Source organism: Actinomadura sp. KC06 (genome assembly GCF_004348735.1).
Taxonomy (GTDB): domain Bacteria; phylum Actinomycetota; class Actinomycetes; order Streptosporangiales; family Streptosporangiaceae; genus Spirillospora.
Map to the genome: position 1 here is coordinate 25,731 of NZ_SMKT01000008.1, position 12,273 is coordinate 38,003.

Sequence of the window (12,273 nt, forward strand, 5' to 3'; positions counted from 1 at the left end):
TGCCACCAATCTAGGTGCGGCGGGCGTCTGGTGCCCGCCGTGACGGAGCGACCGGCCGAGGAGGAGCATGACCAGTCAGAGGGGTGCCGGCAGGGGTGTCCGACTGAAGGTCGCGGGGCTCGCCGCGGTGGCGCTCGCCACGTCGCTCGGCCTGTCGGCCTGTGGCGGCGACGACGCCGGGGCGAGCGACGGCACGTTCACGGCGGGGCACCCCGAGCCCGACCACCTGGTGCCCGCCAACACCACGAGCAGCTACGCCTTCGACGTGATCAGCGAGCTGTTCGACAATCTGATGACCCTCGACGGCGGTGGCAAGGCCGTCCCGCTGGCCGCCGAGTCCGTCGCGTCCGACGACCAGAAGGTCTGGACGATCAAGGTGAAGCCGGGGCAGAAGTTCCACAACGGCGAGCCGGTGACCGCGCAGAGCTTCGCGGACGCGTGGAACCACGCCGCCTACGGCCCCAGCGGCGTGACCACCAACGAGTACTTCTCGTCCATCAAGGGGTACAAGGAACTGAATCCCGAGGACGAGAACGCCAAACCGGAGGCCGAAACGCTGTCCGGTATCGAGGTCGTCGACCAGAACACCCTGAAGGTCACGCTGAACGACCCGTTCAGCCAGTTCCCGATGCTGCTCACTTATCCGGCGTACGCGCCGATGCCGAAGGCCGGGCTGAAAGACCTCAAGGCATTCGACGATCACCCGATCGGGAACGGCCCGTACCAGATGGACGGGAACTGGGAACGCAACAAACAGATCAAACTCGTCGCGTTCCCCGGCTACACCGGTCCGCGCAAGCCGAAGAACAAGGGCGTGACCTGGAAGAGCTATTCCAGCGCCGACACCGCGTACACCGACCTGCGGGCGGGACGGATCGACGTGCTGCAGACGATCCCGTCCGCCAAGGTCCCCGAGGCGAAGCGGCTGCTCGGCGACCGGTTCCTGCCCCGCAAGACGGGCACGATCGACTACCTCGGGTTCCCGCTGTGGGACAAGCGGTTCGCCAACGCCGACCTGCGCAGGGCCTTCTCGATGGCCATCGACCGGCAGGGCATCAACAAGGCCGTCTACAACGGCGACTACTTCCCCGCCGACTCGCTGCTCCCCGCCATCATCGAGGGCCACCGGCCGAACGCGTGCGGCGAGCTGTGCACCTACAACCCGGCCAAGGCCAGGCAGCTGTTCACCAAGTCCGGCGGGTTCAAGGGGACGCTGGAGCTGTACTTCTCCAACGCGCAGCCGACCTACGCCCAGTGGATGCGGATCGTGGCGAACTCCCTGCGCGACAACTTCGGCATCAAGGACATCCAGTTCCGGCAGGTGCCCGCGTCCGACTACTTCTCCATGCTGGAGGAGCGCGAGGAGAAGGGCCCGTACCGGCAGAACTGGGAGGCCGACTACCCGAGCGCCCAGAACTACCTGGAGAACATGTGGACCTCGGCCGGCAACCGGATGGGCTGGACGAACAAGGAGTTCGACGACCTGATCGCCAAGGCCAACCGGACGGCCGACCAGCGGCAGGCGATCGCGTTCTACAACCAGGCCGAGGACATCGCGATCCGCGAGATGCCGATGATCCCGCTGTGGACGTGGGCGGGCCAGGGCGGCCGCTCGCAGAACGTCGACGACGTCACGATCACCCCGTACTCGACGGGCCTGGTCGCGACCGAAGTGACGGTGAAGTAGCCGGCGATGTGGCACTTCGTCGTCCGGCGGCTCCTGCAGGCGGTCCCGGTCTTCATCGGCACCACGCTGCTGATCTACGCGATGGTGTTCGCGCTGCCCGGGGACCCGATCCAGGCGCTCGCGGGGGACAAGCCCGTCCCGGAGAACGTCCTGCGGACGCTCCGGGAGAGGTACAACCTGAACGACCCGCTGCTGGTGCAGTACGCGAAGTACATGTGGGGGCTCGTCCAGGGCGACCTCGGCGAGAACTACACCGGCCAGAGCGTGTCGGAGATGCTCAGCGGGCGCTGGACGGTGACCGCGCAGCTCGCGATCACCGCCTGGATCTTCGAGCTGCTGATCGGGATCGCGCTCGGGGTGTGGGCGGGCCTGCGGCGCGGGAGGCTCGCCGACACCCTCGTCCTCGGCGGGACGACGCTGGTGATCGCGGTGCCGGTGTTCGTCATCGGCTACATCGCGCAGATCCTGTTCGGCCTGCACTGGCAGATCTTCCCGACCGCCGGGACGGACGACGGGTGGCCGATGAGCTACCTGCTGCCCGGCATCGTCCTCGGGTCGCTCGGCCTGTCGTACGTGGCGCGGCTGACCCGGACGAGCCTCGCCGAGAACCTGCGGGCCGACTACGTCCGCACCGCCCACGCCAAGGGCCTGTCGCGGACGCGGGTCGTCGGCCGGCACGCGCTGCGCAACTCGCTGATCCCCGTGGTGACGTATCTCGGCGTCGACTTCGGGAACCTGATGGGCGGCGCGATCGTGACCGAGGGCATCTTCAACCTGCCCGGCATCGGGCAGCAGGTGTTCCAGTCGATCCAGCTGAAGGAGGGGCCCGTCGTGGTCGGCGCCGTCACCGTGCTGGTGCTGATCTTCCTGCTGGTCAACCTGCTCGTGGACCTGCTGTACGGGATCCTCGACCCGCGGATCCGGTATGACTGAGAACGCGGCGGTCGCGGCGGCCGGCGGGGAGATCGGCCGGGCCTCGCTGTGGGACGACGCGTGGCGCGACCTGCGGCGCCGCTGGGTCTTCTGGGGATCGGCGGCGATCCTCGCCGTGGTCGCGGTGATGGCCGCGCTGCCGCGGCTGTTCACCGGCACGGCCGCCAACGAGGGCTGCGACCCGAACCGGTCCAGGCTCGGCCCGTCCGGCGACCACTGGTTCGGCACCGACCTCGCTGGCTGCGACTACTACGCGCACGTCGTCCACGGCGCCCGCCCGACGCTGCTGATCGGCGTCGCCGTCACGCTGTTCGCGCTGCTCATCGCGGTGCTGTTCGGGATGCTCGCCGGCTACTACGGCGGGCTCGTGGACGCCCTCATCGCGCGGCTCACCGACGTGTTCTTCGGGCTGCCGTTCGTGCTCGGCGCCACGGTCATCCTCCTCGCGTTCCCCGGGCACGGGGTGTGGGCGATGACGCTGGTGCTGGTCCTGCTCGGCTGGACGACGATGATCCGCATCATGCGGGGGCAGGTCATCTCCGTCCGCGACGCCGACTACGTGCAGGCGGCGCGGCTGCTCGGCGCGTCCGACGGGCGGATCATGGCGCGGCACATCCTGCCGAACGCGATCGCCCCGGTGATCGTGGTCGCCACCCTCAACGTCGGCAACGTGATCGTCGGGGAGGCGACGCTGGACTTCCTCGGCGTCGGCCTGCAGTACCCGCAGGTGTCGTGGGGGCTGCAGCTCGGCCAGGCGAAGGACTCCTTCCTCGACCACCCCCACCTGCTGGCCTTCCCCGCGGCGTTCCTGTCGGCGACGGTGCTGAGCTTCCTGCTGCTCGGCGACGCCGTCCGCGACGCCCTCGACCCGAAGCTGCGGTGACGCCCGTGACGACCGAACTCAAGAAGGGCGACCTGGTCCCGGCGCCGCGCCCGGACGACGCGCCGCTCCTCCAGGTGGACGACCTGCACGTCAGCTTCCGCGTCCGCGGCCAGGACGTCCGCGCCGTGAACGGGCTCTCCTACACCCTCGCGGAGGGGGAGACCGTCGCGATCCTCGGGGAGTCGGGGTCGGGCAAGAGCGTCGCGGCGCAGGCGGTGATGGGGATCCTCGACATGCCGCCCGCGAGCATCGGGCGCGGGTCGGTGCGGCTGCGCGGCGAGGAGCTGCTCGGGCTGCCGGAGCGGCGGCGCCGCGCGTACCGCGCCGACCGCATCTCGATGATCTTCCAGGACGCGCTGACCGCGCTGAACCCGGTGTTCACCGTCGGCGACCAGCTCCGCGAGATGTACCGGGTGCACCGCGGCCTCGGCCGGAGGGCGGCCAGGGACAAGGCCGTCGAGCTGATGGAGCGGGTGCGGATCCCGTCCGCGGCGCGGCGGCTCGGCGACTACCCGCACCAGTTCTCCGGCGGCATGCGCCAGCGCATCATGATCGCGATGGCGCTGGCGCTGGAGCCGGACGTGCTGATCGCCGACGAGCCGACCACCGCCCTCGACGTGACCGTCCAGGCGCAGATCATGCGGCTGCTCGCCGGGCTCCAGGACGAGCTGACGATGGGCATGGTGCTGATCACCCACGATCTCGGCGTCGTCGCCGGCGTCGCGGACCGGATCGTGGTCATGTACGCGGGATCGGTCGCCGAGCAGTCGCCCGCCCGCGAGCTGTACGCGCGTCCCGCGCACCCGTACACGCGCGGGCTGCTGGCGTCGGTGCCGCGCCTCGACCGGCGCGGCGGGCCGCTCGTCCCGATCGCGGGCGCGCCGCCGAACCCGGCGGCGCTGCCGTCCGGCTGCCCGTTCCATCCGCGCTGCCCGCGCGCCGAGCCGGTCTGCGCGGTGGAGCGGCCGCCGCTGGTCAACGTCGCGCCCGGTCACGACGCGGCCTGCCATTTCGCCGCGGAGGTCCACACCGATCAGGAGGTCCCCGGTGCCGGATCCGAATGACACGCCCGCGGACGAGGCCCCGATCCTCCAGGTGGACGGCCTCGTCAAGCACTACCCGGTGACCCGGGGCGTGGTGATCAAGCGGACGGTCGGCCGGGTCAGGGCCGTGGACGGCGTCGACCTGGAGCTGCGCCGCGGCGAGACCCTCGGCGTCGTCGGCGAGTCCGGCTGCGGGAAGTCGACCCTCGCCAGGCTGCTGCTCGCCGCCGAGCGTCCCACCGCCGGGACGGTCCGCTTCGACGGCCGGGACGTCTTCGCGATGCCGAGATCCGAGCTGCGGGCCCTGCGCCGCCGGATCCAGATGGTGCTGCAGGACCCGTACTCGTCCCTCAACCCCCGCATGACCGTCGGCGACATCGTGGGCGAGCCGTTCGCCGTCCACCCGGAGGTCGCGCCGAAGGGGGAGCGGCGCGGGCGCGTCCAGGAGCTGCTGGAGCTCGTCGGCCTCGACCCCGGCCACGTCAGCCGGTACCCGCACCAGTTCTCCGGCGGGCAGCGGCAGCGGGTCGGGATCGCCCGCGCGCTCGCGCTGCGCCCCGAGGTCATCGTGTGCGACGAGCCGGTGTCCGCGCTGGACGTGTCCGTGCAGGCGCAGGTGATGAACCTGCTCGCCGAGCTGCAGCGGGAGCTCGGCCTGGCGTACGTGTTCATCGCGCACGACCTGGCCGCCGTCCGCCACATCTCCGACCGCGTCGCCGTCATGTACCTCGGCAAGGTCGTGGAGACCGGCGGCGAGGACCAGATCTACGAGCACCCCACCCACCCGTACACGCAGGCGCTGCTGTCGGCCGTCCCCGTCCCGGACCCGGACGCCCCCGGCTGGACGGGCCAGATCCAGCTCGAAGGGGAGCCGCCGTCGCCGCTGGACCCGCCGTCCGGATGCCGGTTCCGGACCCGCTGCTGGAAGGCCCAGGACCTCTGCGCGATGCGGGAACCGGCTCTGGAGGAACGGGAGGACTCCCCCCATCCGAGCGCCTGCCACTTCGCGGGCGAAGAGGCCCTCACAGAGCAAACCTGACGTTCCGGCGGTCCCCGGAAACGGCTTCCGTAGGCTGGAGGCCATGGCACGCAAGGGCAGGCACGGTCCCCGCGCCAACATCTACGCGATCGACGGCGGCGAGGCCGAACTGCTGCGGGACGCCGACCGCGACGGCGGCTGGATGCTTCTCGTCGGCGGCGTGCCCCAGTCGTACGTGGACCTGTCCGACCCCACCTACCTCGACTTCGAGTACATGCGGCTGATGGGCGACGTCGTCGACTGCCTCGGCGTGGACGGGCAGGCGTTCGACGCCGTCCACATCGGCGGCGCCGGGTGCACGCTGCCGCGCTACATCGCCGCGACACGTCCCGGGTCACGGCAGGTCGTCCTGGAGCCGGACGCGGGGCTGGTGCAGCTCGTCCGGGAGCAGCTGCCCGTCAAGGGCGTCCCCGGCCTGCGGATCCGGATCACCGACGGCCGCACCGGCGTCGCCGCGCTCGCCGACGAGGCCGACGACCTCGTCGTGATGGACGCCTTCGCCGAGGCGTCGATGCCGCCCGAGCTCGCGACCCGCGAGTTCGTCCTGGACGCGGCGCGCGTCCTGCGGCCCGGCGGCGTCTACATGGCCAACGTCGCGGACGGCTTCCGGCTGCCGTTCGCCCGCCGGGTCGCCGCCACCGTCCGGTCGGTGTTCCGGCACGCGCTGCTGATGGGCGACCCGGGCGTGCTCCGCGGCCGCCGCTTCGGCAACCTCATCGTGGCCGGTTCGCGCGAGCCGCTCCCGGTGGACGAGCTGACCCGGCGCGCGGCGGGCGGCGCGGCCCGGGCGCGGCTGCTGAACGGCGGCGACCTCGCCGCGTTCTGCGCGGGCTCCGCGCCGCTGCGCGACGGCGAGGAGATCGTCGCGCCCGTCCCGCCGCCGCAGGTCTTCGGGAAGTCCTGAAGGTGAGGGGCCGGGCCGCCGGGGAAGGTGCCCGGGAGGAAGGGAGCGAGCCATGATCCTCGTGACCGGGGCGAGCGGGACGCTCGGCCGCCCGCTGACCAGGCTGCTGGCCGAAGCGGGTGCGGACGTGCACGCGCTGAGCCGCCGCGCCAGGCCGCCGGAGGACGGCGTCACCTGGCATCAAGGAAATCTTCGGACCGGTGAGGGCATCGACGAGGCCGTCGCCGGCGCCGGGACGATCGTGCACTGCGCCAGCGAGCCGCTCCACGCGAAGCGGGACCTGCCCGCCGCGCGCCTGCTGGTCGAGGCGGCCCGGCGGCAGGGCGCGCCGCACCTGATCTACATCTCGATCGTCGGCGTCGACAAGATCCCCTACGGCTACTACAGGACGAAGCACGCCGTGGAAAAGCTCATCGAGGACTCCGGGCTCCCGTACACGATCTTGCGGACCACGCAGTTCCACACGCTGCCCGACATGGTGCTGAACGTCCTCACCAAGGCGCCCGGCGTCATCGCGCTGCCGAAGGGCCTGCGCGACCAGCCGATCGACGTCGGGGAGGTCGCGGAACGGCTCGCAGAGCTGGCGCTCGCCCCCGGTCCCGCGCGGCGCGTCGACGACATGGGCGGCCCGGAGGTGCTCACGTTCGAGGAGATGGCGCGGGCCTACCTGAAGGCACGCGGCCTCCGGCGGCCCGTCCGCGTGCCGCTGCCGCTGCCCGGGGCGGCGGGACGCGGATTCCGGGAGGGGCACCACCTCACGCCCGGCCACGCGGTAGGGCGCCGGACCTGGCAGGAGTACCTGGACGAACGCCACCCGCGCCCCTGAGCCACCGCCCGCCCCACGGCTCGGGGGACGCCTACCGTCCCGTATCGGCCGCACGCGTCCCCGCCATGTCCCATAATCGAGCGATGGAGTCGTCCACCCGAATTCTTATTCTCGGCATGGATTCGTCGGGTCGAATACTCCAGTTCGACCGCAACGCCGCGGCCGTGCTGTCTCCGTACGGGACGTCTCCCAATGGGAAATCCCTGCTCGGAGCCCATTTGGACGAGGTCATCGCGGGCGCGCGCAAGCCGTTGCTGGAGGCGCTGGAGGCCGGCCGCGAGCGCACCGCCATGCTCGCCGTGGACACCCCGGGCGGCGGGACGCTCGACGCGGTCGTGACCGTCCACCCCATGAGCGGCGGCGCCCCCGGCGGTGACGCGGCCGACGGCGACGCGCCCGCCCGGGTCGCGCCCGATATCGCCGCGCTCGCCGTCATCAAGGTGCCGGTGCCGCTCGCCGACCGGTTCGTCGACCCGGCCGTCATCCGCCGCGCCCTGCTGGACGACGCGCTCCCGCGAATCGGCTCCACGCTCGACCTCGAAATGCTCGCGCGCGGACTGATGGACGTCCTCGTCCCGCATTTCTGCAATTCCGGCGGACTGCTCCTCCTGGAGAGCCATCTGGACGCCGACGAATCGCCGGACGGCCCGGACGGCCCGCAAATGCGCCGGATGGCCATCGGATTCGACGACGACGACCCCGCCTGGGACGCGACGTTCCCCACCGGCGAGTCGCTCGTCTACCCGCCCGGCACCCCCTACACGCAGTGCCTGGCGTCGGGCGAGCCGGTGCTGCGCTCCCTCGGCGGCGAGGGCGCGGCCGAGATCGCCGCCGCGTGGCGCCGCCCGCCGGTCGGGGAGCTGCTCAAGGGCGCGTCGATGCTGCTGCTGCCGATCGCTTCCGCGGCCGGGATCCTCGGCTTCTTCGTCTGCACCCGGACCGTCGCGCACCGCCCGTTCGACGCCTACGACGTCGAGATCGGGATGGAGTTCGCCAACCGGGCGTCCATCTTCATCGAGAGCGCCCGGCAGTACTCGCGGGAACGGGCCACCGCGCTCACCCTGCAGCGCAGCCTGCTGCCGACCGGGCTGTCCGCCCCGTCGCCGGTCGAGGTCCACCACCGGTACCTGCCGGGCAGCCGCCTCATCGAGGTCGGCGGCGACTGGTACGAGTCGATCGCGCTGCCCGGCGCCCGGGTCGCGCTGGTCGTCGGCGACGTGGCCGGGCACGGCGTGAAGGCCGCCGTCACCATGGGACGGCTCCGCACCGCCATCCACACCCTCGCCGGGCTCGAACTGCCGCCCGCCGAAGCCCTGGAACGGCTCGACTCGCTCATGCGGACGCTCGGCGAACGCGAACCGCACTTCGCCACCTGCGCCTACGTCGTCTACGACGCGGTCAGCGGACGCTGCGAGGTCGCCAGCGCCGGGCACCTGCCGCCGCTGCTCGTCCCGCCCGGCGCCGAGCCCGAGTACCTGCCGGTGCCGCCCGCCCCGCCGCTCGGCGTCGGCGGCGACGGCCCGATCGTCAGCCGCGAGTTCACCGTCGAGGACGGGACGCTGCTGTTCCTCTACACCGACGGCCTGGTCGAGAACCGGGCCCGCGACATCGACGACGGCCTCGCCCGCCTGCGCGGCACGTTCTCCGGCGGCGCCGCCGCCCGCCCCCTGGACGACCTGTGCCAGGCGGCCCTCGACGGCATCTACGACGACCAGCACCGCGACGACATCGCCATGCTCATCGCCCGGCTGGCGCGCATCCCCGACGACCGACACGCCACCTGGGAGCTGCCCGCCGAGCCCGCCGCCGTCCGCCGGGCGCGCGGCCTCATCCGCGACCGGCTCGCCCGCTGGGACCTCGACGACCTCGCCCACCCCACGATGCTGCTGGCGTCCGAGCTGGTCACGAACGCGATCCGGCACGCGGGCGGGCGGATCAGGCTGCGGCTGGTGCGGGAGGGCGGCCTGGTCTGCGAGGTGTTCGACTCCTCCGACGGCCGTCCCCGCGTCCGGCACCGCGAGGACGACGGCGACATGATCGAGTCGGGCCGGGGCCTGCACGTCGTCGGGCGCCTGGCCCAGCGCTGGGGCGTCCGCCGCACCGCCGACGGCAAGGTCGTCTGGTGCGAGCAGGAACTCCCGCGCCCCTGACCGTAGTAATGGCGGTCGCGCTGGATGGCGTACAAGAGCTCGAAATCATGCAGGTAGAAAAGGAATTCTGCAGGCTGGTGGAAATGTCGGCGGTGGTCATCGTCCTGTCGCTCGCGTTATGCTGACCTTCGCGCGAATAAGTGGCCACGAAGACCATCGGGGTGACGATGACCGTAAATGGTTATGAGGTCCGTCCGGATACTCTGCGCAGTGCGGCGAAGGGCCTGGCCGAGGCGGGGGACGAGCTCGGCCAGGAATGGTCGAATCTGAAGGCCACCGTCCAGGGCATGGGCGAGCCGTGGGGCTCCGACGACATCGGCATGCTGATCGGCGAGTCCTACAAGGCCATTGAGGGCCAGGCGGACGAGTCGTTCACCGGAGCGGCCGAGGATCTGTCCGGATACGGCGAGAAGCTGACCGCGCTGGCCGACAACCACGAGAAGTCCGAGCAGAAGATGGTCGGCGAGGTCAGCTCGATATCGGCCGCGCTGAACGGCGTTCAAGAGGTCTGACGGGCGGGCGGCGGGCGGCGGGCGGATGTGTCGCGTCCGGTGCCCGCCGTGGTTAGGATCTTGTCCGATCGGTTGATCCAGAAAGGTGCGGTTTCGTGGACTCTGCGAGCAACGATCTCGACCGCATGCTGACCGAGGCGCGCAAGACGCTGGACTCGATGCGCAAGGGCGGCGCGGCGGCCGAGCGTCCCGCGGACGCGGGCGAGGCCGTCGAGGGCGTCGGCGAGGCGGCCGAGGGCAGGGTCACGGTGACCGCGGCGTCCGGCGGCCGGCTCAAGAACGTCGAGATCAACCCGCGCGCGCTGCGGCTGTCGGCGGAGGAGCTCGGCGAGCACCTGGTGACGGCCGCGAACGCCGCGCTCGACGACCTGCGCCGCAAGGCCGGCGAGGCGGCGGCCGGGCAGGCCGTCGACACGGCGCGGCTCAGCGAGCAGATCGAGGGCATCCAGAACGAGAGCCTGCGCCAGATGACGATGATCAGCCAGAGCTTCAACGACGCCATCGCCAAGGTCCGCGGCGGCAAGTGACGAGCCGCGGCGATGAACCGGCCGGTGGGGTGACATGGGACTGCAGCTTCCGGGCGAGCTGATCTCGCTGCTGGGCATGCTCGGCTTCACCTGGCCGGAGGCGGACGAGACGAAGCTGTTCGAGCTCGGCTCGACCTGGATGGACTTCTCCGGGAAGGTCCAGGGCGTGGCCGCCGACGCCGACGGCGCCGCCCAGCAGGCGATGGGGGCGAACAAGGGCGACGACATCGAGGCGTTCCGCAAGTCGTGGGGCGGGGAGGACTCGCCGAAGTCCGTCCTCGAGGACGCCGCGCAGGGGGCGACGCTCGTCGGCGCGGCGTTCTTCCTGTGCGCGGGCATCGTGCTCGCCTTGAAGATCAACGTGATCATCCAGCTGATCATGCTGGCCATCGCGATCGCGCAGGCGATCGCGACCGCCGTCGTGACGTTCGGGGCGTCGCTGGCACAGATCCCGATCTTCAAGGAGATCGTCCGGTTCGCCATCGAGATGCTGATCGACCAGGCGATCAACGCCCTGCTCGGCTGACCGGCGCGGTCCCCGGCGGGCGGCTAGCGCAGCACCGAGACGTGCACGTGGTCGTAGTGGTTCTGGGTGATGCTGCCGCGGTCCGCCATCGGGCGCCAGCCGCCGCCGCGCACGTTCCAGATCTGCTGCCGCCAGATCACGTAGGAGATCCCGAGCCGCCGCGCGTTGGCGACGGCGTACGCCGCGACCTGGTCGCCGTGCCGGCGGGCGCCCGGGCTCGGCATGCGGCCGCCGGTGCTCTCCATGAAGTCGCAGGCCCGTCCGACGGCGTGGTCCTGCGGGTCGCCGGTGGAGCGGTGGCAGCCGATCGCCGGGAACGGGCCGAACATCCCGGCGATCTCCAGCAGCGCCGCCCGCATGGTCGGGGTCATCATGTTGCCGGTGATCGGGGACGCGGCGCCGGTCACGCCGTCGGGGCGTCCGGTGAGCCGCGGGCCGCCCTTCGTCTTCGCGGACGGGCGCGTCCGCGCGGGCGCCAGCGCCGCGACCTTCGTCCCGCGCGGGAGGATCTTCTTCAGCCGCGCCGCGAGCTTCGCCGTGTCGGCCTTCGGCGCGCTGATGATCAGGCCGTTGCCGTCCGGCATGCCGAGCGCGCGGGCCTGGCCGCGGGACACGACCGCGTCGATGTCGCCGATGCCCATCGACGCGTACGCGCCGACGCGGACCCGTCCCGGGCTGGAGGTGCGGCCCGCCTCGACGACCGCGCCGAGCCGGAACGCCCCGCCGCGGCCCTCCTCGAACGAGACGGCCAGCCCGCCGGACGCGATCGTCTGCCACAGCTGGTCGGACTCGGCCGTCGGCTCCGGCGCGAACGCCCGGAACCCCGACGGGTCCACGCCGAGCAGTCCCAGCCGGCGGCCGCCGACCTGGGCGCGGGCCGCGTCCACGACCGTGATCCCGGCGACGCCCTTGAGGCCCTTCGCGCGCTCGACGGTCTCGGGCGGCAGCGACGCCGTCCCGGCGACGAGCAGGTGCGGGGTGTGGCGGCGGGTCAGCGGCGCGACGGCCGGGGCCTGCGGCGCGGAGCCCCGGTCGACGGACACCAGGTCGTCGGCGCGGGCCGGCTTCTCGCCCGGCCGGCCGGACACGAGCAGGACGACGTCGGCGGCCAGCGTGCACACGATGGCCGCCGCGATGCCCGCGGAGAGCGCCCTGCCGCCCCGTCGCATCCCGACCCCGCTCCCGGCCCGATCCCGTCCGTCGTCCTCGCCGCATCGTAGGCGAGGACGGCGGATCCCGGCAT

The 12,273-nt window shown here is 72.0% G+C and carries 12 protein-coding genes; 11 read left to right on the forward strand and 1 reads right to left on the reverse strand.

Annotated features, from left to right (window positions below; all coding sequences use genetic code 11):
* The first annotated feature begins 67 nt into the window (after positions 1 to 67).
* From E1287_RS04645 to E1287_RS04695, 11 genes are all read left to right on the forward strand, one after another.
* Positions 68 to 1,687 carry an ABC transporter substrate-binding protein gene (locus E1287_RS04645; protein ID WP_131963554.1) on the forward strand — a complete coding sequence of 540 codons (1,620 nt, stop codon included), beginning with the start codon at positions 68 to 70 and terminating at the stop codon, positions 1,685 to 1,687.
* A 6-nt stretch (positions 1,688 to 1,693) separates the two neighbouring features.
* Complete coding sequence (locus E1287_RS04650; protein ID WP_131963555.1) at positions 1,694 to 2,620, forward strand: ABC transporter permease; 927 nt, start codon at positions 1,694 to 1,696, stop codon at positions 2,618 to 2,620.
* Positions 2,613 to 3,503 (forward strand): ABC transporter permease, encoded by an 891-nt coding sequence (locus E1287_RS04655; RefSeq protein ID WP_131963556.1) that lies wholly within the window; start codon positions 2,613 to 2,615, stop codon positions 3,501 to 3,503. Before E1287_RS04650 ends, E1287_RS04655 begins: the two co-directional genes overlap by 8 nt.
* Positions 3,504 to 3,508: 5 nt before the next feature.
* The gene (locus E1287_RS04660; RefSeq protein ID WP_131963557.1) at positions 3,509 to 4,567 is read left to right on the forward strand and encodes an ABC transporter ATP-binding protein; all 1,059 of its coding nucleotides are present in this window, start codon (positions 3,509 to 3,511) and stop codon (positions 4,565 to 4,567) included.
* Positions 4,551 to 5,585, forward strand: a complete 1,035-nt coding sequence (locus tag E1287_RS04665; protein ID WP_131963558.1) for a dipeptide ABC transporter ATP-binding protein — start codon at positions 4,551 to 4,553, stop codon at positions 5,583 to 5,585. The genes E1287_RS04660 and E1287_RS04665 overlap by 17 nt, the downstream gene beginning before the upstream one ends.
* A 43-nt stretch (positions 5,586 to 5,628) precedes the next feature.
* Positions 5,629 to 6,489 (forward strand): fused MFS/spermidine synthase, encoded by an 861-nt coding sequence (locus tag E1287_RS04670; protein ID WP_131963559.1) that lies wholly within the window; start codon positions 5,629 to 5,631, stop codon positions 6,487 to 6,489.
* A gap of 52 nt (positions 6,490 to 6,541) precedes the next feature.
* Positions 6,542 to 7,315, forward strand: coding sequence for an SDR family oxidoreductase (locus E1287_RS04675; protein WP_131963560.1), 774 nt, complete (start codon positions 6,542 to 6,544; stop codon positions 7,313 to 7,315).
* A gap of 83 nt (positions 7,316 to 7,398) precedes the next feature.
* On the forward strand, positions 7,399 to 9,465 hold the full coding sequence (locus tag E1287_RS04680; RefSeq protein ID WP_243718618.1) for an ATP-binding SpoIIE family protein phosphatase: 2,067 nt from the start codon (positions 7,399 to 7,401) through the stop codon (positions 9,463 to 9,465).
* A gap of 140 nt (positions 9,466 to 9,605) precedes the next feature.
* Positions 9,606 to 9,977 carry a hypothetical protein gene (locus tag E1287_RS04685; protein WP_243718620.1) on the forward strand — a complete coding sequence of 124 codons (372 nt, stop codon included), beginning with the start codon at positions 9,606 to 9,608 and terminating at the stop codon, positions 9,975 to 9,977.
* A 95-nt stretch (positions 9,978 to 10,072) separates the two neighbouring features.
* Positions 10,073 to 10,504, forward strand: coding sequence for a YbaB/EbfC family nucleoid-associated protein (locus tag E1287_RS04690; RefSeq protein ID WP_243718624.1), 432 nt, complete (start codon positions 10,073 to 10,075; stop codon positions 10,502 to 10,504).
* A gap of 34 nt (positions 10,505 to 10,538) precedes the next feature.
* Complete coding sequence (locus tag E1287_RS04695) at positions 10,539 to 11,030, forward strand: hypothetical protein (RefSeq protein ID WP_131963561.1); 492 nt, start codon at positions 10,539 to 10,541, stop codon at positions 11,028 to 11,030.
* A gap of 23 nt (positions 11,031 to 11,053) precedes the next feature.
* Here E1287_RS04695 and E1287_RS04700 read toward each other — a convergent pair whose 3' ends face one another.
* Complete coding sequence (locus tag E1287_RS04700; protein WP_131963562.1) at positions 11,054 to 12,199, reverse strand: hypothetical protein; 1,146 nt, start codon at positions 12,197 to 12,199, stop codon at positions 11,054 to 11,056.
* Between the last annotated feature and the right edge of the window lie 74 nt (positions 12,200 to 12,273).

What these genes read in the sequence shown, in the direction of transcription:
- E1287_RS04645 (WP_131963554.1), top strand. Translation starts at nt 68, where the DNA reads ATGACCAGTCAGAGGGGTGCCGGCAGGGGTGTCCGACTGAAGGTCGCG.
- E1287_RS04650 (WP_131963555.1), top strand. Translation starts at nt 1,694, where the DNA reads ATGTGGCACTTCGTCGTCCGGCGGCTCCTGCAGGCGGTCCCGGTCTTC.
- E1287_RS04655 (WP_131963556.1), top strand. Translation starts at nt 2,613, where the DNA reads ATGACTGAGAACGCGGCGGTCGCGGCGGCCGGCGGGGAGATCGGCCGG.
- E1287_RS04670 (WP_131963559.1), top strand. Translation starts at nt 5,629, where the DNA reads ATGGCACGCAAGGGCAGGCACGGTCCCCGCGCCAACATCTACGCGATC.
- E1287_RS04675 (WP_131963560.1), top strand. Translation starts at nt 6,542, where the DNA reads ATGATCCTCGTGACCGGGGCGAGCGGGACGCTCGGCCGCCCGCTGACC.
- E1287_RS04680 (WP_243718618.1), top strand. Translation starts at nt 7,399, where the DNA reads ATGGAGTCGTCCACCCGAATTCTTATTCTCGGCATGGATTCGTCGGGT.
- E1287_RS04695 (WP_131963561.1), top strand. Translation starts at nt 10,539, where the DNA reads ATGGGACTGCAGCTTCCGGGCGAGCTGATCTCGCTGCTGGGCATGCTC.
- E1287_RS04700 (WP_131963562.1), bottom strand. Translation starts at nt 12,199, where the DNA reads ATGCGACGGGGCGGCAGGGCGCTCTCCGCGGGCATCGCGGCGGCCATC.